The organism is Pseudomonas sp. 9AZ (assembly GCF_902506525.1).
In the GTDB taxonomy this organism is placed as follows: Bacteria; Pseudomonadota; Gammaproteobacteria; order Pseudomonadales; family Pseudomonadaceae; genus Aquipseudomonas; species Aquipseudomonas peli.
On the sequence record NZ_LR733840.1, the window covers coordinates 4,147,198 to 4,171,234 of the forward strand.

Here is a 24,037-nt window from a genome sequence, read left to right on the forward strand (position 1 = left end):
GCCCGCCAAGACCTTCAGTGGATAGGGTGTTATGTCCGGAAAAGCGCAACAGCAGTCTCGTATCAAAGAGTTGATCACCCTGGGTCGTGAGCAGAAGTATCTGACTTACGCAGAGGTCAACGACCACCTACCGGAAGATATTTCTGATCCGGAGCAGGTGGAAGACATCATCCGCATGATTAACGACATGGGGATCCCCGTACACGAGAGTGCTCCGGATGCGGACGCCCTTATGTTGGCCGACGCCGATACCGACGAGGCAGCCGCTGAAGAAGCCGCTGCAGCGCTGGCAGCGGTGGAGACCGATATCGGCCGCACGACGGACCCAGTGCGCATGTACATGCGTGAAATGGGCACCGTGGAACTGCTGACCCGCGAAGGCGAGATCGAAATCGCCAAACGCATCGAGGAAGGCATCCGTGAAGTGATGGGCGCTATCGCCCATTTCCCCGGCACTGTCGACAGCATTCTGGCCGAGTACACCCGTGTCACCACCGATGGTGGTCGCCTGGTTGAAGTCCTCAGCGGCTATATCGATCCGGATGACGGCATTGTTCCCGCTGAAGCGGCTGCGCCTGTTCCAGTTAAAGACGGCGATGCCGCCGAAGAGACTGACGACGACGACGCCGAAGCCAGCGATGACGAGGAAGAAGAAGGCGATGGCGGCCCGGACCCTGAAGAGGCTCTGCGCCGTTTCACCGCGATCGGTGACGCCCTGGAACTCGCCAAGAAAGCCCTGAAAAAGCATGGCCGTAACAGCAAGCAAGGCACTGCCGCGCTGAAAGAAATGGCCGAGCTGTTCATGCCGATCAAGCTGGTACCTAAACAGTACGACGCTCTGGTTGTCCGCGTACGCAGCTCCCTAGAGCGCCTGCGCGCCCAGGAACGCGCCATCATGCAACTCTGCGTGCGTGATGCACGTATGCCACGCGCCGATTTCCTCAAGCTGTTCCCTGGCAATGAAATCGATGCCGAGTGGTCCGTTGGCCTGGCCAAAGGCAAGGCTAAATACGCCGAAGCCATTGGCAATGTGCAAGCTGACATCCAGCGCTGCCAGCAGAAGCTGACTGCACTGGAAGCCGAGTGCGAACTGACCCTGGCTGAAATCAAGGACATCAACCGTCGCATGTCGATCGGCGAGGCCAAGGCCCGTCGCGCGAAGAAAGAGATGGTTGAAGCGAACTTGCGCCTGGTGATCTCGATTGCCAAGAAGTACACCAACCGCGGCCTGCAGTTCCTCGACCTGATTCAGGAAGGCAACATCGGCCTGATGAAAGCGGTGGACAAGTTCGAATACCGTCGCGGTTACAAGTTCTCGACTTACGCCACCTGGTGGATTCGCCAGGCGATCACCCGCTCGATTGCTGATCAGGCGCGGACCATCCGCATCCCGGTGCACATGATCGAGACGATCAACAAGCTCAACCGTATTTCCCGGCAGATGTTGCAGGAAATGGGTCGCGAACCGACGCCGGAAGAGCTGGGTGAACGCATGGAAATGCCCGAGGACAAGATCCGCAAGGTACTGAAGATCGCTAAAGAGCCGATCTCCATGGAAACCCCAATCGGTGATGACGAAGACTCTCATCTGGGTGACTTCATCGAAGACTCGACCATGCAGTCGCCAATCGATGTCGCCACCGTTGAGAGCCTTAAAGAAGCGACCCGCGAAGTACTCTCCGGCCTCACCGCGCGTGAAGCCAAAGTACTGCGCATGCGCTTTGGCATCGACATGAATACCGATCACACCCTTGAGGAAGTCGGTAAGCAGTTCGATGTAACCCGCGAGCGGATTCGTCAGATCGAAGCCAAGGCACTACGCAAGCTGCGCCACCCGACGAGAAGCGAGCATCTGCGCTCCTTCCTCGACGAGTAACACCAAAACCCCCGGCCCTGCCGGGGGTTTTGCATTCTGGGCAACTACCAAGGCTTGCCAGGCAGGTCTACACTTTTGCTTATTGCCCAGCGAACGAGCCCATCCATGCCGCGTGTTGCAGCCACCCTCCTGTTGTGTTTGGCATGCTGGGCTGTGCCCGTCCTCAGCCTTGAACTGACGCCCACAGAACAGACCTGGCTAGCCGAAAACCCGCAACTGAGCTTGGGCGTGGACCGTGACTGGCCACCGTACGAGCTCATCGACGGTGACGAACAGTACCAGGGACTCGCCGCCGACTATGTTCGGCTGATCGAACAGCGCCTGCCGGTCACCCTGCGCCCGGCTCCCGCGCAGAACTGGAGCGAAGTGCTGGCCGATGCCCGAACCGGCAAGCTACACCTGCTGCCCAGCCTGATGGCCACCCCCGAGCGCGAGCAGTATCTGACGTTCACACGCCCCTACCTCGACTTCCCGATTGTCATCCTGAGCCAGGAACAAGGTCCGCAACCCAGCAAAATCCGTGACTTACGAGGGCTGCGTGTGGCCGTGGTCGACAGTTACGCCACCCACGAACTGCTGCGCGACAAACACCCCGAGCTGCGCCTCTGGCCGCGCCCCAGCGTAGCCGCTGCCTTACAAGCACTGGCCTCAGGACAGGCCGATGCCATGGTCGGTGACCTTGCCTCCAGCATCTGGCACCTGCGCCAACTTAAGCTCGACGGCATAGTCATCAGCGGCCAAACCCCACTCCGCTACCAACTGGCCATGGCCGTGCCCAAGGATCAAGCCATCCTGGCCGGGATACTCGACAAACTGCTGGCCGAACTCACGCCCAGTGAAATCGCCGAAATTCAGCAGCGCTGGGTGAGTGACCCACTCGACTCACGACCATTCTGGCGCAGCCTACTGCTATTTGGCCTTCCCGGCCTGCTGGCAGCCCTGCTGATCATCTTCAGCATCCTGCGCATCAACCATCGGTTGCGCAGTGAAATGCACAACCGCGAACAGCTGGAAAACGAACTACGCAACAGCGAGCAGCATTACCGTGGCCTGGTGGAAAGCCTCAACGCAGTCGCCTGGCAGATGGACCCTAGCAACCTTCGCTACACCTACGTTGCCCCCCAGGCGGAAAAACTCCTCGGCTACCCCGCGCACGATTGGCTAACGCCTGGTTTTGTCGAGCGCGTCTTGCACCCGGATGATGCACGCTGCGCCATCGACTATTGCCGCAGCGAAACCCAAGCTGGCCGCGATCACAGCATGGATTACCGCATGCTCGCTGCGGACGGCCGTGAAGTTTGGGTACGCGACATTGTCACGCTGTCACCCCTAGATGGCAGCCAGACGCTGCGTGGCCTACTGATCGACATCACGGAAACCAAACGCACCGAGCAGGCCCTGGCACTCTCGGAGCAGAAGTTTGCCTCAGTCTTCCACAACTGCCCGGACATCATCGCCCTGCTCAATCAGCACGACGGCCGCCTGCTCGCCGTCAACAAAACCTTCGAACAACAATTCGGCATCAGCGCCGTCGAGGCCGTCGGCCACACAAGTTCGGAGCTCGGTCTGTGGAGCGAGCAAGGCATCGGCCCGCGCATTCTGGACATGCTGCGCCAAGGCAACGTGCACAACATCGAGAGCGCCTTTCGCCGACGCAACGGCAGCCAGTTCACTGCACTCATCTCCGCGCAACCGGTCACCGTGGATGACACCACTACGCTGGTCGTGGCCGTGCGCGACATCAGCGAACTGAAAGACACCCAACAGCGCCTGAAACTCTCCGAAGACAAATTCGCCAAAGCCTTTCATGCCTCTCCAGATGGCCTGCTGATCACCCGCTTAAGCGATGGCCAGTTGCTCGATGTCAACGAAGGCTTCAGCCGCATCACCGGCTACAGCGTACACGAGGCAACTGACAGCTCGACCCTGCAACTGGGCATTTGGGACAACCCGGATGACCGCACACGGATGTTCGAGCACGTGCAACAGCACGGCTCGGTCCGCGACTTCCGCGCGCTTATTCGCACCCGCAACGGCTCGCTGCGCACTTGCGAGATGTCAGTGCAGCCGATTCCCATTGAAGGCGATACCTGCATGCTGACCATCGCGCGCGACATCACCGAGCGCGAGCAAATGCAGGAAAACCTCAAGCAGGCCGCTACGGTTTTCGAAAGCACGGCCGAAGGCGTGATGATCACCGACCTGCAGCAACGCATTACTGCGGTCAATCGCGCTTTCACCACCATTACCGGCTACAGCGAGGCCGAAGCCCTCGGCCAGTCGCCGCGCCTGCTCGCCTCCGGCAACCACGACAGCGCCTTCTACGCCGCCATGTGGCACAACCTCAGCGCCTCTGGGCATTGGCAGGGTGAAATCTGGAATAAACGCAAGAATGGTGAGCTCTTCCCCGAGTGGCTGACCATCAGCGCGGTACGCGACAGCAATGAGCACATCACCCACTTTGTCGGCGTCTTCGCCGACATCAGCTCACTCAAACATGCCCAGGCCAGCCTCGACCACCAGGCCCACCATGACCCGCTGACCGACCTGCCCAACCGAATGCTGTTCGAAGCGCGCCTGCGCACCGCCCTTGAAGATGCCCGCGTCGACAAACGCATGGGCGCAGTGCTGTTTATTGACCTCGACCGCTTCAAAAACATCAACGACAGCCTTGGCCACCCGGTCGGCGACCAACTGCTCAGGAGCATTGCCGAACGCTTGAAAACCCACCTGCGTGATATCGATACGGTGGCTCGCCTGGGCGGTGATGAATTCATCATCCTGCTGCCGGGCCTGCAGCACGCAGAGGACGCCGAGCGGGTCGCGCACAAGCTACTCGAGTGCTTCAGCCTGCCCTTCCGGTTCGACGAACAGGAGCTGTTTATCAGCGCCAGTATTGGCATCAGCCGCTACCCCGACGACGGAGAAGATGTCGCCACCCTGGTGAAAAATGCCGACGCCGCCATGTACCGCTCCAAGGCGCGCGGCCGCAACCGCGTGGAGCGTTACACCCGCGACCTGACCTTCCAGGCCACCGAACGCATGGCCCTTGAGCGCGAATTACGCCGCGCCATCGAACTGGAACAACTGCAGCTTTACTACCAGCCTAAACGTAGCCTGAGTACCAACCGCCTGATCGGCGCCGAAGCCCTGCTGCGCTGGCACCACCCGATCTTTGGTGAGATACCGCCGGACCGCTTTATACCCCTGGCCGAAGAAACCGGCCTGATCATCGCCCTCGGTGACTGGGTACTGCGCCGGGCCTGCTGGCAAATGCAGCAATGGCAACAACATCACGCACCGTTCGGTCCGCTGTCGGTCAACCTGACTGGCGTTCAACTGCGCCAACCACACCTGCTGGCACGCATCTCCAGCCTGCTGGAAGACCACAAACTGGCCCCCGAACTGCTGCAACTGGAAATCACCGAAAGCTTCATCATGAACCAAGCCGAAGAAGCGCTGAACCTGCTGCATCAGCTGAAAAGCTTGGGCATCCAGCTGGCCATCGACGACTTCGGCACCGGCTACTCCTCGCTCAGCTACCTAAAGCGCCTGCCGGTCGACACCCTGAAAATCGACCAATCCTTCGTGCGCGGCCTGCCCAACGACAGCAATGACGTTGCCATTGTGCGCGCCATCATGGCCCTGGGCCGTAGCATGCAACTGACCGTGATCGCCGAAGGGGTGGAAACCAAAGCCCAGGAACTGTTCCTCGCTGCCGAAGGGTGCGAGCAAATCCAAGGTTTCGTTGTAAGCCGCGCGATCCATGCGGACGCCTTCGCACAAAACTTCCTCACCCCGCGCCATTCGGTTGGCGCTGCAGAGAAGGCACCGGTATAATCCGCCCGCCTCTGAGGGCCCATAGCTCAGTTGGTTAGAGCAGAGGACTCATAATCCTTTGGTCCACGGTTCGAGTCCGTGTGGGCCCACCATATGAAACAACGACTTAGGCCAGCCTTCGAGCTGGCCTTTTTCTTTACTAGCCTTAAAAAATAAATTTGAGTACCGTTTTGGGTACCGTTTCACTCAACCTAGTTATAGGCCGCCCCGCCCACCCATAGCGCTGGGGCTGCGCAAGTGAAAGACCTAGCTACCGAAAACAGCCCGCCATCCGAGCCCAGTGACGCCGATCAAAGCAGCATGAAGGACCGGCTGATCCGACAATCCAAAACCAGCTTTACCCCACTACACTGCAACGAGCCCAACTGTTTGCTTGGCTTTCGCAGTGACGCTAAAGCCATCGAGCTCTACGACGCCGCCACACTCTGGGTAATTGCAAAGACTTGCCCATCCACTTGCATTCGACCTGAGCAGTCATTTGCATTGGATTTGACCGGCATGCTGGCAGAGAACAGCCACTGGTGCCGGTCGCGACAGGCAACAACCGGCCAGTAGCAGCCATTGAGCGTTTACAAAATCAGGGGCGACTCACCCCGAAATAGCAGTTTGCTAATTGGACTGCAGTGATTTAGATCATTTCTAAAACCTTATGTGCAGTACCGAACAGAGCTTCATTTTTATCGCTATTACAGTGTTCTCAACTTCCGTCAGAGATGTTGAGCATGCTTCGTCAAAACCACCTTTTGATAGCCCTTTCAGAGGCTGCTAAAAAGCGCCTGTTCGGTCACATGGAATGGGTTGCATTACAGCAGGGCGAGATTCTCTACGAGTCCACCGAGACAATAAGCCATATCTATTTCCCCGTTGACTCCATCATTTCGCTCCACCATGTAATGGGGAGCGGTGATTCAGCTGAGGTATCGGTGGTTGGTAACGAGGGACTGGCCGATATTTCTCTGTTTTTGGGCGTCGGTAGCACATTCTGCCGTGCAGTCGTACAAAGCGCTGGTCGTGCCTACCGCATTCCTAGAAAGCTACTTCAGGACGAGTTCAACCACCACAGTGAGCTGAAAATACTGATACTGCGCTACATCCAGGCACTGATTATCCAGATGTCACAAACATCAGTGTGCAATCGATATCACTCCATCCTCCAACAGCTGTGCCGATGCTTACTATTATCGTTGGATCGTTTACCGGGCGATCAATTAACGATGACCCAAAAGCTCATTTCCGACATGCTCGGGGTACGTCGCGAGGGCATTACTGAAGCTGCCGGCATACTGCGGAGGTTGGGCGTGATCGAATACAACCGTGGTCACATCACGGTGCTTGATCGAAACAAACTCGAACACCTGAGCTGTGAGTGCTATGCCATATTCAATCAAGAGACTGAGCGACTACGGCCCCGGTAAGCGCCGTCTTTTAGCTGATCGCTTTCACGCTCGCGCTCAAGGCCCGCTCGTAGAGACCACACAATTTCTTCCCTGCTCCTTAGCTCTATAAAGCGCCGCATCGGATGCTATGAGCACGATTTCGATGCTATCGCCTCCCACAGGCATGTATGCCACTCCGATAGAAATAGTTACAACCTCTCCAGACGGGCTTGGCTGACTGGCCATGCTGAGTCGAAGGCGTTCAGCGATCTTGTGAGCGGAGTCAATCCCAAGCTCAGGAAGTAACACGATGAACTCTTCCCCGCCTACGCGACACAGTATGTCGTCTGCCCTAAAACATTCACGCATCTGCCCTGCAAGGAATTTAAGGACTTGGTCTCCGACATCGTGTCCATGCCGATCATTCACATCCTTGAAGTGATCGATGTCCAGAGCGATCACGGATAACCCTTGATCTTTGAGAAGCAATCTATCCAGCGCGAAGCGCAGGCCACGGCGATTATTCAACCCGGTGAGTGGGTCAGTGATGCTGTCTCGGTTCAGCTTGCCAAGGCGCGCTTGAAGCAGGCTCACCCCCTTGATGATGGTGAACTTGAGTTGATCGGCTTCGAAGTACCAGGTTTTGATATTACGAAATCGCTCCAACGCTTCAGGCTCTTCCCATGCTTTTACGTTATCGGCGAGCCTTTTGAGCGGGTATGCAATCCACTGTGATAACCACCAGATCCCTAGCAGGGTAAGTATGGACAATGGTGCCGTTTGAAGCAGTGTATCGAGCATCAATTCGTTCAGGACAGCCAGTGTTGATGTCGTCGGAGTTTGGGCTACGACTCCCCAGCCAGTTGATTTGATCGGAGCAAAACCGGCGAGCATATCAACGCCCTTCAGGTTGGTAAGACGTAGGGCGCCGTCCTTGCCATCGGTTACCTGCTTGACGGCAGCGTTGGCTGAAGACGGTTCACCGATACCGGAAGATTCGGGGTGATAGATCAGTTGTCCGTTTCGGTCTACAACGTACGCATAGGAACCGTCATGGCGGTAGTGCTCATCCAGGATTGCATTGAAAATGTTTTTTTCCTGCAGGTAGATTGATGCGCTCACATAGCCCAGATACCGGTTATCGGAGTCAACGATCGGGTGTGACATCACTACCAGTAGGCGCTTCGTGCTACCGACGTATGGATCGGTAATGATGGGGGTGCGTTTGCCGATAATGGCGAGGGCACCTTGAGTTTGAGGGCGGGTGCCTACTAGCCCCAACCCACTCGGTGAGGTAGACAAGACCCGACCGTCAGCTCCCACAATAAAGACGGAGTTGAAATCATTTGATTGCAATCGGAGGCGATCAGTCTCTTGCTGCATGTACTCAGGCTTTTGCAGGCGGCCAATAAGCTGGCGGGCACTAAATGCCAGGTGGGCCTGAGACGAACGAATGAGGTGGTCTGTATTTAGAGCCTGTTTAGCCGCATACACATGGTTGGCCTCAAGGGCCTGACTCATAAGCAAATCGCGCTGCGTGAGATAGCTGGCGAAAAGCACATTGATTAAAGTCACTACACCTGTAGCGACTGCTAGCAGCATGATCAGTCGGCGTAGATCAATTTTTTGCATGCTGGTGTCTTAAACCAAGGCTCTTCGAGTTAAGCCTATATGCCAAGACCTAAGAGCAGCCGGACTGACACCATGATGGCGTAACGCCATTTATCACTTCAATTGTAGCCTAGATATCAGACGCTATTTTGCAGTGAATCGACCCTGCTTTTGTAAGACGCATTGAATGACTGCTTTTGGCCGGTTTCTGCCTGATGCAGCTGGCAGCAACCGCCTAGTAGCGGCCTTCGGCGAGATGCCATTTGGAACTGCGAGTCAGTGACTTGCTATCTCCGGGCGTCGGCAAAGCGAACTGTCGGCGTGGTGCGAATCAGTGTCGGTTAGGCATGCGAATTGATGTCGGAACCAATGCGAATACTCATTCAACGCACTCTGGGCACTAATGCACGCCATCGGCGTGTTGCCGGTAGCGGCGAAATCCGTCCACATGGTTGCCCCTAGAAACCGCACCCTGGCCAGAATCACATCATACCGATCCAACACCCTAACGCGGCTATCCTGCGCCATCCTTAGTTTCTGCCCCCTAAGCGGTCACGGCCTAAGAGTTACACGCAGCCCTCCTCAACGCCTGTTCCTCGTCCAGGGGAGAAGCCGCAGGACGAGGAACAGGCCAACAAGCAGAGCGCGTTAGCTTCAATCGAAGCCCAGCGGTTAAAAAGTGAGCTGTAGTCTCATGGGACTACAACCGCCCCAGCATTTATGGGGCCTACAGGGCATGTTGTAGTCGCATGAGACTACAGCCGGCTTTTCACGAATAGACTAAATATCAATTTAATCAATAACTTATCAGCACCTTATAGGTGCGTATGGTGTATGGCCTGGATACAGCGATTTAAGGACTGCTTTCCATCGCCAAAACACAACAAATTTAAGGGGATAACTGTCAGAGGGTCTCGTTTCCCTAATCGGCTTGCCCGATTCAATGCAGTGAGAAACACCTTGGGACAGACTGGGCACTAACTACAGACAGAATGCAGACGGAATACAGACATAGTGCAGACAGACTAAAGACAAAGTACATACAGATTGAGGACAAGCCAAAGCACAGATGGCTGGAGGCAAACCATGGCACGCTATGGGAAAATATTGCGCGAAACGACTGACTGGTGTGTGGCTGGTTTCGCCAAGAATGCACTAGCCAAACGTCCTCATAAAAGGGCCGGCACATTGTCTGATTGCGGCAACCACATGCGGTGCCTGTTCGCCCAGTTCAGTTGAGCGAGCCAGCACTCGTTCCAGCGCGCTCAACTGCTCGCGGATCACGTCCTCTGGGCGCGCCACATCGCAGACCTTAGCGAAGTCCAGCAGGCCTTGACGCGACGCGAAGAGCGACTTGTTGCCAACTAGATCCAGCGCCAAAACGTCTTCTGGAATGTAGGCCGTGGTGTTAACAATATCGTAGGCCGGTGCCAGCCGCGCATCGCGTTGGGTAGGGTCGGAATACAGCAGCCCGAAGTTCTTCAGGTGCGCGTCGCCGTTACCGACGATGCAGCTCAAGGTAACCATCGCAAATAGCTGCGCCAGTGAACCCTGCACCTGCTCGGATGGGCAGTACAGACGAATGGCCTTGGCGATAGCCGAATAGCTCTTGCTGTATTTTTGCTCCGCAGCCAGCCCCATCAACGCCGCCATGTCCTCAAAGCCGATGGGGTTCAGCTGTTCATCGCGGTCAAAGCGGCGCATCACGAACAGCTTGGCGTTATCGGACAGATAGAATTCCGGCACCGCAATGCCCGCCTCCCTGGCCACAGACATGCAAAGGAACTCATTAATGGCCAGCCCTGGAAATTCATCCCGACCACTCTTGATGATCAAGTCAGAGGTTTTCGAGGTGAAGCGCTGTGGCGCGGAGTCCTGATGCTCTGGCACGAGAACCTTGGGCTGCACGCCCGATATACCGGCACGCAGGATGTAGCGATCCACAAGGCCAGCGAAAATATCCTCTGCACCGTCCCAGGCTAGGATTTCTTCCAACTTTTCTCCGGGGAACTGCTGCCGGCGTAACAGCGCATCAACCTCAGGCGAGCTGACCGCCACCCGCCCTATAGGCGAACTGCTACCAGACAGCGCCAACAGTAGCATCGGGTCAACGTTTGCCACCTTGGCCAGACGGTTTCGCAACTGCTCCAGAACATAGCCTTCAGGCAGGTTCATCTGGAAAATTGGATGCAGTTCCCGATGGCGGTATTCGTCCAGGCGCACCGGCATTAGCAAACTGATTGCGGCCTTCGCCTCGGCATCCTCGTGGTAGCGGAACAGATAGTCTCCGGCGCTGGTAAGAATCTTCCCGCTCTCGCCCTCTGGCGTTGCAACCTGCAGCAAGGCCGTCATCAGTCGAATACTCCCTGGATTTCGTCCAGCGTGGGCATAGCTGCCGACACCACATTGAGCTCAGCGTCGAGGGCAGCCAGTACGCGCGCATAGGCCATCATCCCCACCGATAGGTCGCCCTTCTCAATAGCGATAACCTTTTGCCGGGTGATACCAGCCAGGGCAGCGAGCGCAGCCTGAGTCAGCCCACGATTGCAGCGGCGTTGCCGAAGCTGCTCGCCAAGACGCTGCGTGATGAGGGAATAGTCCATGTTATGAATGCGTTACTAACCATGAGAAATGTAACGTATACCTGACCTCGCAAAAAATCAACGCAGCAGCTGATATTCAGCCTGGGAAGAGCCACGGGATTTGTGAGCCGAATAGCCTGAATAATCGGCTCACGCAATGAGCTGAATGTCGCCAGTGAATACCTTCGTCCATTTACGCCTACTTTCGGTACTATCCGGTTAACTCAGGATTGCCAAGGACAGGAAATGGACTTCACCCCCATCATTGCTCAGGTCTGGAGCACACTCGGTTGGGTTATCCCGCTGATGCTGCTGATCGGCCTGCTCAAGTCGCCCTGGGCCAAAGGGCATATTGGCGAACTCCTGGTGCGGCTATTCGCCCATTGGCAGCTGGATAAGCAGACCTACCGACGCCTGCACAATGTCACCCTGAACACGCCAGACGGCACCACGCAGATCGATCACGTGTTTCTCTCGCCCTACGGCATCTTCGTGCTGGAAACGAAGAACATGAGCGGCTGGATCTTCGGCAGCGAGAAGCAGGCGCAGTGGACGCAGAAGCTCTACAAACGCACCTTCAAATTCCAGAATCCGCTGCGGCAGAACTACAAGCACCTCAAAGCCCTGGAAGCCACCCTTGGCGTTACCCCCGAGCACCTACACTCGGTCATCACCTTTGTCGGCGGCAGCACCTTCAAAACCGAGGTGCCGGCGAACGTGACCCAGGGCATCGGCTTTATCCGCTATATCAAGTCATTCCAGCAGCCGCTATTCAGCGAGGCTGAAGTCGACGCCATGCTGCATGCCCTGCAAACCGGCCGCCGCGCGCCGACCCTCGCCACCCACCGCGAGCACGTGCAAAACCTTAAGCGCCGTAGCGATCCGACAACCGAGCGACAATGCCCGAAATGCGGCAGCGCCCTGGTTATTCGCACCCGTAAAACCGGGGCAAATGTCGGTCAGCAATTCTGGGGCTGCTCAACCTTCCCCAAATGCAAAACCATGCAGAGCCTTTAGCACGAGGCCCTAACATCAATCTTGCGCATGGAGTCGCAATGTCCGTCCCTACCTACGATCAGTTTATTGAGCCGATCCTGCGCTACCTGGCCGCCACGCCCGAAGGCGCGACAGCCCGTGATGCCCATGAAGCCGCTGCTGATGCGCTGAACCTGTCAGAAGCTCAGCGCCAAGAGCTAATTGCTAGCGGCCAGGCCACGTACAAGAACCGCGCAGGCTGGGCCCACGACCGCCTCAAGCGTGCCGGCCTATCCAGCAGCGCAAAGCGTGGCTATTGGAAGCTGACTGACGCAGGCATTACCTATGCCGCCCAGCACCCTGCCCCTCTGACTGCGGATAAGGTCGAACAGCTCGCCATCGGCTTTATGGACGTGAAACTAAAGAGCCCGACCGACGCCATCCCCCTCGATGGGCAAGAGCAGCCTGCACCGGCGCTTAGCTCAGCCACTGTTAGCCCTGACGATCGCCTGGAGCAGGCTCTACGTGAGCTACGCGAGGCAACGGCTGAAGACCTGCTGGATAACCTTCTGCAAGTCAGCCCTAACCGCTTTGAAGTCATTGTGTTAGATGTACTGCACAGCCTTGGTTACGGCGCTAGCCGAAACGATCTACAGCGTGTTGGCGGCAGCGGCGATGGCGGTATTGACGGAGTAATTTCACTCGACAAGCTCGGACTGGAAAAGGTCTATGTCCAGGCTAAACGCTGGCAGGGAACAGTTGGCAGACCAGAGTTGCAGGCCTTCTATGGCGCACTCGCCGGACAGAAAGCCAAGCGGGGCGTGTTTATTACCACCTCAGGCTTTACGGCACAGGCAATCGACTTCTCCCGCTCCGTAGACGGCATGGTGCTGGTAGATGGCAGCCGACTGGTCAACCTGATGATGGATCACGAAGTAGGCGTTGCCTCACGCCTACTCAAGCTTCCGAAGCTAGATAGCGACTACTTCAGTGAAGAGGACTAGCTAAGTCAAGATGAAAAACTATCCAACTAAACATACAATCATATACCATGAATGATTTTTAAAATAAAAAATTGAAACTTCTCGCGCGCAAAATATTTTGCACACATACCAGCACAGATAGAAAAACCTCTCATTTCCGCTAAAGAATGAAAAGACTAAGAACATGGATCATTTTGAAGTTATAAAAAACGAAAATGGAAAAATTGTAGACTTTCTAGACAACATTGAGTTGGAAGCAACACCCGAAGAATTTGTACGCCAATACTACTTACGAGTCCTGCATTACGAATACCAATACCCTATCAACACACTAGCAAGAGAAGTAGCAATACACTACGGAAGTAAAGAGCTAAAAGATCAGCTTGGACAGCCTGTCAGGGCCGACATAGTTGTTTATCGCACAGCAAAAGCAAAAGCAAACAAAGACCAAGGCTCAATACTACTTGTAGTAGAATGTAAAGCACCAAACATAAACACCGGCTACAACCAATTAGTTTCCTACATATACAATACAAGCGCCGAGGGTGGTGTCTGGTATAACGGCGACGCACCCCAGTACTATAGACGTCTCAGCGCCCCAACAAACGAACTGATTGACTGGACAGGCATTCCGAGAAAATCCGAAGCCTGGGACGCATTAGGCCAGAGAAAAAAAGAGGACTTAAAACGCCCAATAGATATAAAAGGAATGCTACGTCAATGCCACAACAAACTTCATGGCAGGGGCGTTGACGGCGATGAAGATGACTTAACCATGGACATGGTTAGGCTAATTCTTGCAAAAGCCATGGACGAGGAAAAATCCGGTGAATATTGCGAGTTCTATTGCACGCCCGAGGAATACAGATCGGAAGTCGGACGAGAAGCAGTAGCAAACCGAGTTCACCGCTTATTCAAAGAAGTTGTATCAAACAATCAAGATGTATTCTCTGAGCACGAGAACATCTCTGTTGGAGCACGCGCAATTTGCGATGTTGTTATCGAATTACAGAGGTATCGACTGCTAAGCGACCTAAATGATTCCACAGACTGGGACATAATGGGACACGCTTACGAACAATACACAGCAACTTACTTAAAGAGAAAACGCGGACAGTTTTTTACCAATCGACTAGTTGTTGATTTTTTGTGCGAGTGCGTAGGCCCACATTATCAAGACATAATATTAGACCCCGCGGGAGGCTCTGGTGGGTTCCTTACCGGGGCCATGCGCTACGTGCGAAAAAAAATATTATCGTCAACAGATACTGCAATCGCCAAACAGCGCCAGCTGGACAAACATCGCACCAATTTGTTTATGGTTGAAATTAGCAAACGGCTAGTAAAAATTGCTAAGACGGCCATGATTTTGAATGGCGATGGCCACGCGGGCATGACTCAAGGAGACTCACTTGGTGATCTGTCAAATCTAAACGAGCATGTACTCGCACGTTGCGGTATGGAAAAGCCGACCGTAATTTTGACAAACCCACCATTTGCAGGTGCTTCAGAAGGACGAATATCCGACCCACATGTTCTTGATAACTTTTCAACCGGTATCAAATGGACAAGCCGGGGAGGTGAGTACGCACCGACGGGCGAAAGAAACGCAGAAGGTGTACCACCGGAAATGCTTTTCTTCGAACGCTGTCTCAACTGGATTGCACCCGGAGGCATCATCGGAATCGTGATGCCTAAAAGTTTTCTCGACACACAAACTTACTTCCCAGCAAGGAAGCTAATGTTTGACGGCTACAAGCTTCTGGCTGTAATCAATTGCCATAAAGACACTTTTCAGCCACATACAGGCGTTCGGACATGCCTATTAATAATCGAGCGCTTTGAAAAGGACATGACGGCGCCAATCGACTATGAAATATTTCTCGCAATCTCAAAGAAAATTGGTCAAGACAGTGAGGGCTTCCCAATATTCAAACGAGACCATAATAACGCTCCGACAGAGGAGATTGATCACGACTTTGATGAGATCTTAAAAGACTACAACGCATTCAAACAGAACAACCTCATCGCATCAGAGTATCGCTTTGCAATCAATCGCTCCGACATCGATAATCAACTAAGAATAAACCCTCAGTTTTATTTACCAAACCTTAATGAAACCATTAAACAGATAGAATCCATTGACGGCATAGATGGCTGGTCAGTAACTACACTCGGCCAAATAACCACCAATGTAAAAATATTCAAAGGCCCAAGACTGAAAAGTGAAAATCTCCTTGTTGAGCACACAGGAGACGGCATAGAGCCTTACTATACACCCTCGGCTGTCTTACAAGAAAAATCAGAAAGCGCAAAATTACTCAACATAAACTTTGCATCGGCAAAGCAAATTTCAACAATTAATGCTGTTAGAGTTCACCGGGGAGACATAGTAATCACCCGTTCAGGTACTATTGGCCGAGTTTCTTATATAACCAAAAGACTTGATGGCGCAATCGTATCTGACGACCTAATTCGAGTCAGAATCCCGGACGAAGATATTAGATTCTACGTCTATCAGTTCCTTCAATCCAAGCAAGCGCTAAATCAAATGCTCAAAAATGAATACGGCGCAGTCCAACAACATCTTGAGCCAATTCATATATCTAACATCCTAATCCCTATACCAGACGACTGGAATGAAGTATCAGAAATAATAAATAAGTCACGCACTCAAACTACCATGCGAGAGTTCCTTGAGGATGGAAACATTAACCTTGAGCGCATGACGGACAGTCTTTTGGAGGGACTGATAACCCGAGGCAATAAAAAACAGAACCCTGATACAAACATATAGAGACTCATATTAAACATGTCAGTATCATGAAGCATAAACCAGCACTTCATGATACTGATAAATCGTACTCGATCGATTTTTAAATCAGGGTACAACTATAAAACCCCAAACACTTAGTAATATAGTAATAGCATGCAATGCACACGCTCGGCATAAATCATTACCTGCATATTTCCGAGGTAACTCCCGACTTATGCAATACCATCTTATGCGAAAGCAGTACAGTGACGGTACAGTGCCCAGCTTTTACAGATTTCACTCAATTACGCTTAAGCCTCTCTACGACGCTACTTTCAGCTCACCGTACCTGCGCTAAGCTACGCACGATTTCACTGGGTTTGCAGCGTTTCTAGGCAACTCATAATCCTTTGGTCCACGGTTCGAGTCCGTGTGGGCCCACCATATAAAAAGCCGCGCATTGCGCGGCTTTTGCGTTTCTACCAGTATCGATTTCATATCTACTCTTCAACCATTTTGCCTCTCCACAAACGCAGTAAACGCTTTTAAGGGCAGCGGCTTGCTGAACAGATAGCCCTGAAACTGCATGCAGCCGTTACTTAGCAAAACCTGCTGCTGCGCGTCGGTTTCTACACCTTCGGCAATCACGTTCATGCCCATGCTTTGTGCCAGGGCGATAACGGTGCGCACGATGGTTTGGCTGCTGGTGTCGGTGAGCAGGTCGCAGACGAATGAGCGGTCGATTTTCAGGGTGTTGAGGGGCAAGCGTTTGAGGTGGCTGAGGGAGGAGAAGCCGGTGCCGAAGTCGTCCAGGGAGAAGCGCACGCCGCGCTCGACCAGGGCGTTCATCTTCCGCAGCAGGTCGTCGATGTCTTGCACGATCAGGGTTTCGGTCAGTTCCAAGTCGAGGCGGCGGGCGTCGATGGCGTGCTCGTCGATCAGCCGCAGCATGTCCGCCACAAAGTTGCTTTGTCGAAACTGCTTCTGGCTGATATTCACCGCCAAACCGATGTCGGCGTAGCGTGGGTCGTCCTTCCAACAGCGCAGCTGGCGAACGGCCTGCTCCAGCACCCATTGGCCGATGGGGATGATCATCCCGGTCTTTTCTGCATGATCAATGAACTCGCCGGGACCGAGCAAGCCACGCACGGGGTGTTGCCAGCGGATCAACACTTCGGCGCCAATGACCTTGCCAGTGCTGTCGAGCTGAGGTTGGTAGTGCAGCACAAACTGCTGCTCGCGCAGTGCTACGTCGAGGTCGCTGTCGAGCATCGAGCGTTCTACGGTATCGCTTTGCAGAATGTGCAACAGCACAAACAGCATCAGCATGGCGGCAATGCCCTGCACCCAGGAGCCGCTTATCCGTACCTCATCCGGGAGGTGATAAGTCGTTGTCGGGCTCCAGGATGAAGAGGCCAGGGCGGTAAACAAACTCAGGCAGAGCAAGGCAACGCCATAGCGCAACCAGATCGGCTCATCGCGAAAAGCCATCAGCGCAGCGACGGCAATCGGCAGCAGGTACAGATGCGTGGCGCGTGGCGCGGCGGCGGTGTGCGGGTCCATCAACAGGGTGGTGCCAACGATCACCAAGATGATCACGCCGAACAGCAACATATTGGCCTGGCGCACCTGGTTGCGCAGCGTCAGGGTAAACACACCCATGCCGCAAAGGATCATCGCCAGGTCCATCAAGGCAACCCCCCACTGCCCACGCAGGCTGAAGAAGATGCCCCAGAAGCTGCCCACCAGCAGCAAAACCAGGCTGGCAAGCATGCGCATACGGCGCTCACGGCGCTGCCCAATCAGGGTTAGATCGGGGGAGTACCAGAGTTTGATCACCTGCTTGAGAAAGGCAGACAAAACGGTCATTAAAAGTCCCTGTTTGACCCGTTACTTCGCCAAGGAAGCCGCTGGCGGGCATGCCGACGCAGCGATTAATCGATGGGCCGATCTGAGTGTAGACGGCGTAACAGAGGCGCTATGACCGATTACCATGCAACGACGTTACTCGCCGGCATGCTCGGCACTGTGCCGACCAACCACGCAGTTACGGCCCTGCTCTTTACCGCGATACAGGCGCTGGTCGGCGCAGCGGTAAAGCTGCTCGGCGCTACTGCCATCGGCGGGCCACTCGGCAAGGCCGAAAGTGGCGGACAAGGGAATGTCCTGGCTGCCATAACGCATCGGTTGGCTACACAGTTGCGCACGCAGGTTTTCCACCAAGGGTTCGGCGCCGCGGCCATCGGTATTGCGCAGCAGCAGGCCAAACTCTTCACCCCCCAGGCGACCCAGCGTATCGGTGGACCGCAGCCGATGGCTGAGGCTGTTGCAGATGTGCCGCAGCGCTTGATCACCAGCATCGTGGCCGTACTGGTCATTCACCGCCTTGAAATAGTCGATATCCAATACCACCAGCACCAGCTTGGCCTGGCTGCGTTTCGCCTCGCGGATGCTCTGCTCCAGGCTTTGCTGGAAGCTGCCACGGCTGGCCACACCGGTCAGCGCATCGGTGCGCGCCATATGCTGCAACTTTTGGTAGGCAGTGGCGCGCCGGGCTTCGTAGAGGTAGACGAAGACCAGAATCATCACACCGCAAAACACGGCGTTACCCAGATCGATGAGGCTTTCGGCATCGCGCTGAACCGGGTAGGTGTACAGGTACAGCAGGCAAGCGCCGATCACAAAAGGCAGTGACAGCAAGCTGCCGCGCTTGAGCCCGAGCAGCAGGTAGGACAGCACAGGAATGCTGTAGACCCAGACAAAGGCGGTTTTCGAGGCGTTGGGGATAACGATGATGTACAGCAGAAAGCTGAAGGTCGGCACCAGGTAAAGGTAGATCCAAGGCAATAGGTTGCGCACCCGGACAATCCGCCAGGCGCCCCACAGTAACGTTGCGGTGGCGACCAACTCGAAACTGGCGAACAGGTAGTTACCGGCCATAAATTGCAGTGCGCAGAACACTCCGAGGGTCAACCCGGTACTGGCAAAGATCATACGGATCAACGAACGCTGACCGACGTCCTGCAAGTCGTCGACGGCGGCGTTGCTGTCACTGCCCGGTTTGGTTCGCGGTCGAAAAAACATGGCCCGGCGCTGCATGGGTGGCGGTTTGATGGCTCACTGTGCCTCAACTGCCAGGGACTTGACCAGATAGGCAACGTGCGAACCGCCGATCACGGGCGGTTGACTTGCCCGCCAAAGCCCTTAAAGTGCCGCCCTATGCACACGCACATTTGCCCTATTTCCGCGTTTTATTACGCCCTGCCCCCTCTCACCAGGCGGTAGATGCGTTGTTGCATGTCCGATCCGCCTGAGGCGGCCCGGATAGCAAACCCTCACTCCAGTCTCCTCAGGCCTTTGCCTTAACCAGGAGACACTTATGCCCAGTAACACCTTTGATCTGCTCGACCAGCTCGCTGCCCGTGGTTTTATCCACCAGAGCACCGACTTCGATGGCCTGCGCCTGGCGCTCAGCCAGGGCCCGATCACCTTTTACCTAGGTTTCGATGCCACGGCGGACAGCCTGCACGTCGGCCATTTGCAAGCCTTGATGCTGATGCGCCACCTGCAACACGCCGGGCACAAACCGATCCTGCTGATCGGCGGTGCCACCACACGCATCGGCGACCCGAGCTTTCGCGACAGCAGCCGGCCAGTGCTGACGGAAGCGCAGATCCAGCACAACATCAACGGGATTACCGGCTGCTTTGCCCGCTACATCCAGTTGGGCGATGGCCCCAGCGACGGCCTGGTGGTGGACAACGCCGACTGGCTGGACGGTATCGGCTACCTGCAGTTTCTCGACCAGGTCGGCCGGCACTTTTCCATCAACCGCCTGCTGACCTTCGACGCCGTGCGCAACCGCCTGGAGCGTGAACATTCGCTGAGCTTTCAGGAGTTCGGCTACACCCTGCTGCAGGCCCACGACTTCACCGAGCTGGCGCGCCGGTACAATTGCACCCTGCAACTGGGTGGTGCCGACCAGTGGGCCAATATCATCAATGGCGTGGAACTGGGCCGGCGCCAGGGCTGCCAGCCGCTGTTCGGCCTGACCATGCCGCTGCTCACCACCCGTGACGGGCGCAAGATGGGCAAATCCGCCAGCGGCGCGGTGTGGCTGAATGGCGACAAGCTCTCGCCGTACGACTTCTGGCAGTTCTGGCGCAATTGCGACGATGCTGATGTGGGGCGCTTTCTCGCCCTGTTCAGCGAACTACCGCTGGATGAGGTAGCGCGCTTGAGCGCTCTCGAAGGCGCCGAGCTGAACCAGGCGAAAATCATCCTGGCCAACGCCGCCACCGCCCTGGCCCATGGCGAGCAGGCCGCACGCGACGCCGAAGCCACTGCCCGGGCGCTGTTCACGGCGCAGGAAACGGACGCCGAGCTGCCGCAGCTAAGCGTTAGCGCGGAGGATCTGGCCGGCGGTCTCAGCCTCACCGACCTGCTGCTGCGCCATAACTTGCAGCCTTCACGCAGTGCAATACGCCGCCTGGCGAGCGGCGGCGGTCTGCTGCTGAATGGCGAACGCCAGAGCAACCCGGACCAGCCGTTGCAAGCCTGGCAGCTGGGCCGCCGGCTAAGCCTGGGCAAGAAGCGTCATTACCTGCTGCAGGCGCGGTGACGCAGATCTGCGGCTGATCGCAAACATGGCGCTCGACACTTACCGGCGACGCACATAGCGCCTCCGGTTGCCCCCTGCGCGCAGCGCCACCCATAATCGGCCGCACCTGATTATGGATGTACTGCGCCCATGGCCATTGCCCGCGACGACCTCGACCAACACGGCCTGATCATTGGTGTTTCGCCCGAGCGCTTCCGCGCCGTGGCCATGCCGCTGTTGTTCGACCACCTGAACGCGCAATGCGAGGGCACCATCGCGGTCAACCGGCAGGCGCGGATTGTCTGGATCAACGATAAGTACGCCGAAAAGGTTGGCATCAGCGACCCGCGCAGCGTGCTCGGCAAAGAGATCGAAGACGTGCTGCCAGCCAGCCGCTTGCGCGAAGTGGTGGAAAGCGGCCAGCCGAGTATGCTCGACCTGATGGCCTTCGGCAGCGAACACTTTGTGGTCACCCGTATTCCGTTGCGCGATGAGGACGGCACCCTGGTCGGCGCGCTGGGCTTTGTGCTGTTCGACCGCGCCCGTCACCTCAAGCCGCTTATGGCCAAATTCAATACCCTGCAGAGCCAGCTGGTCGCCACCCAGCACGAATTGGCCAAGGCGCGCCGCGCGCGTTACACCATTGCTGGGTTTATCGGCGCCAGCACGGCGGCCAGCGAAGTCAAACGCCAAGCCCGCCGCGCCGCACAACTGGACGCCACGGTGCTGCTGCGCGGCGAAACCGGCACCGGCAAGGAGCTGCTGGCCCAGGGCATCCACAACCTGTCGCCACGGGCCAACGGGCCATTTGTCGCGGTCAACGTCGCGGCCATTCCGGAAACCCTGGTCGAGGCCGAACTGTTCGGCACCGCGCCCGGCGCCTTTACCGGCGCGGATCGCAAGGCGCGTATCGGCAAGTTCGAGGTGGCCAACGGCGGCACACTGTTTCTCGATGAAATCGGCGACCTACCGCTGCCGTTGCAGGCCAAGCTGCTGCGCGTCTTGCAGGAGCAGGAGGTCGAGCCGCTCGGCTCCAATCAGGTCAAACCGCTGAATGTGCGGGTTATAGCAGCGACACATATCGATCTGGAAGCCAAGGTCGCCGCCGGGCAGTTCCGCGACGACCTCTACTACCGCCTTAACGTGCTGGCCCTGCGCGTGCCGCCGCTGCGTGAGCGCCGCGAGGATATTCCGGCGTTGCTGGAGCATCTGCTCGACGATATTGCCAACCGCTCGACGCAGGCCCCGCTGGAAGTCAGCGATGACGCCCTTGCCCTGCTGAGCGCGCAACCCTGGCGCGGCAATGTGCGCGAGCTGCGCAACCTGCTGGAGCGCGCGCAACTGGATGTCGACGGGCACCTGAATGCGCAAGTCGTGCGGGCGTTGTTGGTCGACCCGGTGACGCCCGCAGTGCACAACCTTGCACCGCCGCCCGCCACCACAGCAGCGCAAACCCTGGCAGAGCAACTGGCGCAGGCCGAACGCCAGGCGCTGATCGACGCCCTTCAGGCCACAGCCGGCAACCGCCAACAGGCTGCGCAAAGCCTGGGTATTTCCCGCGCTGGGCTGTATGCCAAGCTGGCGCTGCATGGTTTGGGTAAACACGACTAAGCCAGTCGCGCGCCCGCCTAACGCGAACGCAACTCCCTATAGGAGCGGGCCATGCCCGCGATGCTTTTGAACCCGCCAGAGATCGCGGGCATGGCCCGCTCCTACACGTGTGCAAGTCCAAAATTCTGGACTTAAAGCCAATTAAATCATCCAGCTATCTGGACTAATTCCAAAAAAACAGACACGCCCTCCTCCCTCGACGCACCCGCCAAACCGCCTAAACCACCACGCACCCCATCAAGCACAAGCCTTTCCCCACCTAGACCAAAGTCGTAGCCCCGCCTGGCACAGCTTTCGCTCTAGTCTGCTCAACGCTTTGCCTCGCTGCATGACTTAACGAGCAAGCTCATCAGCGTCGCCATAGAGCGGTGCTTAAAACAACAACAAAAGGAACCAGCCATGGGTACCCTCGGTATTCTGATTTCCCTCGCATTGTTGATGTACCTCGCCTACCGCGGCATCAACGTGTTGATCCTCGCCCCACTGCTCGCGTTGCTGGCACTGCTGTTTGCGGGCGATATCGGCCTGCTGCTGCCCACCTACACCCAGGTGTTTATGAAGGCCATGGGTGGCTACGTGATTCAGTTCTTCCCACTGTTTCTGCTGGGCGCGCTGTTCGGCAAGTTGATGGATGACTCGGGATCGGCCCGCGCCATCGCCCAGGGCATCGTCTCCAAAGTCGGCAGCGAGCGGGCGATCCTGGCCATCGTGCTGGCGTGCGGCATCCTCACTTACGGCGGCGTGTCGCTGTTCGTAGTGGCGTTTGCGGTGTACCCGATTGGCGCAGCGCTGTTCCGTGAAGCGGGCATTCCCAAGCGCCTGATCCCCGGTGCCATCGCCCTCGGCTCGTTCACCTTCACCATGACCGCGCTGCCCGGTACCCCGGCGATTCAGAACGCCATCCCCAACCCGTTCTTCGGCACCGACGCCTTCGCCGCGCCGGGCCTCGGCGTTATCGCCGGGCTGATCATGTTCGGCCTCGGCACCTGGTGGCTTACCGCACAGTCGCGCAAGCTGATGGCGGCGGGCGAAGGCTACGGTGAGCACCGCGATGAGCCGGTGGCCGACAAATCGGTCGTCGAGGACCAGCGCACGATTCCCGGTTTCTGGCTGGCACTGCTGCCGATCTTTGTAGTGATCGGCCTGAACTTCCTGATGGCCAAGCAGATTCTGCCGAGCATCAACACCAGCTACCTGGCCAAGCCGGAGTTCGGCGGCCTGCAAGACGCCAAGTCGCTGATCGGTATCTGGTCGATCATCGTCGCCCTGAGCGCGGCCATCCTGCTATTGATCGCCATGCACTGGCAGCGCTGGATGGACCTGAAAAAGAGCGTCAACGACGGCGCCTTCGGCTCCATGCTGCCCATACTCAACACCGCTGCTGAAGTGGGTTATGGCACGGTGATCGCCTCGTTGGCCGGCTTTGTGATCATTCGCGACCTGGTGCTGGGCGTCTCCGATAACCCGCTGATCTCCGAAGCCGTGGCGGTAAACATCCTCGCCGGCATCACCGGTTCAGCGTCCGGCGGCATGTCGATTGCGCTGAAAACCCTCGGCGAGCAGTACCTGACCATGGCCAATGCCGCCGGCATCAGCCCCGAGCTGCTGCACCGCGTCGCAGCCATGGCCTCTGGCTGCATGGACACCCTGCCGCACAACGGCGCGGTGATATCGCTGCTGGCGATCTGCAAGCTGACGCACCGTGAGTCGTACAAATTTATCTTCGTTAACACCGTGGCGTTCCCGATGGTGGCGCTGGTGGTCGTCATCACCCTGGGCACGCTGTTCGGTAGTTTCTGACGGGCCTGGCATGGCGCCCCTGTGCGCC

General features: G+C 56.5%; 14 protein-coding genes and 1 tRNA gene. 10 read left to right on the forward strand and 5 right to left on the reverse strand.

What is annotated here, in order from left to right:
- Window positions 1–31: 31 nt before the first annotated feature.
- From rpoD to ALTER154_RS19305, 4 genes are all read left to right on the forward strand, one after another.
- On the forward strand, window positions 32–1,876 hold the full coding sequence (rpoD, locus tag ALTER154_RS19290) for an RNA polymerase sigma factor RpoD (protein ID WP_090256058.1): 1,845 nt from the start codon (window positions 32–34) through the stop codon (window positions 1,874–1,876).
- Window positions 1,877–1,981: 105 nt separating this feature from the next.
- Window positions 1,982–5,716, forward strand: coding sequence for a bifunctional diguanylate cyclase/phosphodiesterase (locus tag ALTER154_RS19295; RefSeq protein WP_160089464.1), 3,735 nt, complete (start codon window positions 1,982–1,984; stop codon window positions 5,714–5,716).
- 15 nt (window positions 5,717–5,731) lie between these two features.
- A tRNA-Ile gene (locus tag ALTER154_RS19300) sits at window positions 5,732–5,808 on the forward strand.
- A 630-nt stretch (window positions 5,809–6,438) separates the two neighbouring features.
- Window positions 6,439–7,131 carry a Crp/Fnr family transcriptional regulator gene (locus ALTER154_RS19305; protein WP_372239935.1) on the forward strand — a complete coding sequence of 231 codons (693 nt, stop codon included), beginning with the start codon at window positions 6,439–6,441 and terminating at the stop codon, window positions 7,129–7,131.
- A 36-nt stretch (window positions 7,132–7,167) separates the two neighbouring features.
- Here the strand turns inward: ALTER154_RS19305 and ALTER154_RS19310 are convergent, their stop codons facing one another.
- The 3 genes from ALTER154_RS19310 to ALTER154_RS19320 all read right to left on the reverse strand — a co-directional run bounded on the left by ALTER154_RS19310 (window position 7,168) and on the right by ALTER154_RS19320 (window position 11,306).
- Window positions 7,168–8,724 (reverse strand): sensor domain-containing diguanylate cyclase, encoded by a 1,557-nt coding sequence (locus ALTER154_RS19310; RefSeq protein ID WP_160089468.1) that lies wholly within the window; start codon window positions 8,722–8,724, stop codon window positions 7,168–7,170.
- A gap of 1,134 nt (window positions 8,725–9,858) precedes the next feature.
- Window positions 9,859–11,055: a type II toxin-antitoxin system HipA family toxin gene (locus ALTER154_RS19315; protein ID WP_160089470.1), complete on the reverse strand. Its 1,197-nt coding sequence runs from the start codon at window positions 11,053–11,055 to the stop codon at window positions 9,859–9,861.
- Window positions 11,055–11,306: a helix-turn-helix domain-containing protein gene (locus ALTER154_RS19320; protein ID WP_160089472.1), complete on the reverse strand. Its 252-nt coding sequence runs from the start codon at window positions 11,304–11,306 to the stop codon at window positions 11,055–11,057. The genes ALTER154_RS19315 and ALTER154_RS19320 overlap by 1 nt, the downstream gene beginning before the upstream one ends.
- Window positions 11,307–11,531: 225 nt before the next feature.
- On the opposite strand from ALTER154_RS19320, the gene ALTER154_RS19325 reads away from it, so the two are divergent.
- From ALTER154_RS19325 to ALTER154_RS19335, 3 genes are all read left to right on the forward strand, one after another.
- A complete protein-coding gene (locus ALTER154_RS19325) occupies window positions 11,532–12,302 on the forward strand; it encodes a nuclease-related domain-containing protein (RefSeq protein WP_160089474.1) in 771 nt (256 codons plus the stop codon).
- 38 nt (window positions 12,303–12,340) lie between these two features.
- Window positions 12,341–13,264 (forward strand): restriction endonuclease, encoded by a 924-nt coding sequence (locus tag ALTER154_RS19330; protein ID WP_160089476.1) that lies wholly within the window; start codon window positions 12,341–12,343, stop codon window positions 13,262–13,264.
- 163 nt (window positions 13,265–13,427) lie between these two features.
- Window positions 13,428–16,040, forward strand: a complete 2,613-nt coding sequence (locus ALTER154_RS19335; protein WP_160089478.1) for an N-6 DNA methylase — start codon at window positions 13,428–13,430, stop codon at window positions 16,038–16,040.
- Window positions 16,041–16,505: 465 nt separating this feature from the next.
- On the opposite strand, the gene ALTER154_RS19340 is transcribed toward ALTER154_RS19335, so the two are convergent.
- Window positions 16,506–17,867 (reverse strand): bifunctional diguanylate cyclase/phosphodiesterase, encoded by a 1,362-nt coding sequence (locus tag ALTER154_RS19340; RefSeq protein ID WP_160089480.1) that lies wholly within the window; start codon window positions 17,865–17,867, stop codon window positions 16,506–16,508.
- A 135-nt stretch (window positions 17,868–18,002) separates the two neighbouring features.
- The gene (locus ALTER154_RS19345; RefSeq protein ID WP_160089482.1) at window positions 18,003–19,082 is read right to left on the reverse strand and encodes a GGDEF domain-containing protein; all 1,080 of its coding nucleotides are present in this window, start codon (window positions 19,080–19,082) and stop codon (window positions 18,003–18,005) included.
- A 295-nt stretch (window positions 19,083–19,377) separates the two neighbouring features.
- On the opposite strand from ALTER154_RS19345, the gene tyrS reads away from it, so the two are divergent.
- From tyrS to ALTER154_RS19360, 3 genes are all read left to right on the forward strand, one after another.
- The gene (gene tyrS, locus ALTER154_RS19350) at window positions 19,378–20,619 is read left to right on the forward strand and encodes a tyrosine--tRNA ligase (RefSeq protein ID WP_160089484.1); all 1,242 of its coding nucleotides are present in this window, start codon (window positions 19,378–19,380) and stop codon (window positions 20,617–20,619) included.
- A 129-nt stretch (window positions 20,620–20,748) separates the two neighbouring features.
- Window positions 20,749–22,209 (forward strand): sigma-54-dependent Fis family transcriptional regulator, encoded by a 1,461-nt coding sequence (locus ALTER154_RS19355; RefSeq protein WP_160089486.1) that lies wholly within the window; start codon window positions 20,749–20,751, stop codon window positions 22,207–22,209.
- Window positions 22,210–22,608: 399 nt separating this feature from the next.
- Window positions 22,609–24,009 carry a GntP family permease gene (locus ALTER154_RS19360; protein ID WP_160089488.1) on the forward strand — a complete coding sequence of 467 codons (1,401 nt, stop codon included), beginning with the start codon at window positions 22,609–22,611 and terminating at the stop codon, window positions 24,007–24,009.
- Window positions 24,010–24,037 lie beyond the last annotated feature (28 nt).

What these genes read in the sequence shown, in the direction of transcription:
- ALTER154_RS19360 (WP_160089488.1), top strand. Translation starts at nt 22,609, where the DNA reads ATGGGTACCCTCGGTATTCTGATTTCCCTCGCATTGTTGATGTACCTC.
- ALTER154_RS19340 (WP_160089480.1), bottom strand. Translation starts at nt 17,867, where the DNA reads ATGACCGTTTTGTCTGCCTTTCTCAAGCAGGTGATCAAACTCTGGTAC.
- rpoD (WP_090256058.1), top strand. Translation starts at nt 32, where the DNA reads ATGTCCGGAAAAGCGCAACAGCAGTCTCGTATCAAAGAGTTGATCACC.
- ALTER154_RS19355 (WP_160089486.1), top strand. Translation starts at nt 20,749, where the DNA reads ATGGCCATTGCCCGCGACGACCTCGACCAACACGGCCTGATCATTGGT.
- ALTER154_RS19310 (WP_160089468.1), bottom strand. Translation starts at nt 8,724, where the DNA reads ATGCAAAAAATTGATCTACGCCGACTGATCATGCTGCTAGCAGTCGCT.
- ALTER154_RS19325 (WP_160089474.1), top strand. Translation starts at nt 11,532, where the DNA reads ATGGACTTCACCCCCATCATTGCTCAGGTCTGGAGCACACTCGGTTGG.
- ALTER154_RS19345 (WP_160089482.1), bottom strand. Translation starts at nt 19,082, where the DNA reads ATGTTTTTTCGACCGCGAACCAAACCGGGCAGTGACAGCAACGCCGCC.
- ALTER154_RS19320 (WP_160089472.1), bottom strand. Translation starts at nt 11,306, where the DNA reads ATGGACTATTCCCTCATCACGCAGCGTCTTGGCGAGCAGCTTCGGCAA.
- tyrS (WP_160089484.1), top strand. Translation starts at nt 19,378, where the DNA reads ATGCCCAGTAACACCTTTGATCTGCTCGACCAGCTCGCTGCCCGTGGT.
- ALTER154_RS19305 (WP_372239935.1), top strand. Translation starts at nt 6,439, where the DNA reads ATGCTTCGTCAAAACCACCTTTTGATAGCCCTTTCAGAGGCTGCTAAA.
- ALTER154_RS19295 (WP_160089464.1), top strand. Translation starts at nt 1,982, where the DNA reads ATGCCGCGTGTTGCAGCCACCCTCCTGTTGTGTTTGGCATGCTGGGCT.
- ALTER154_RS19315 (WP_160089470.1), bottom strand. Translation starts at nt 11,055, where the DNA reads ATGACGGCCTTGCTGCAGGTTGCAACGCCAGAGGGCGAGAGCGGGAAG.
- ALTER154_RS19335 (WP_160089478.1), top strand. Translation starts at nt 13,428, where the DNA reads ATGGATCATTTTGAAGTTATAAAAAACGAAAATGGAAAAATTGTAGAC.
- ALTER154_RS19330 (WP_160089476.1), top strand. Translation starts at nt 12,341, where the DNA reads ATGTCCGTCCCTACCTACGATCAGTTTATTGAGCCGATCCTGCGCTAC.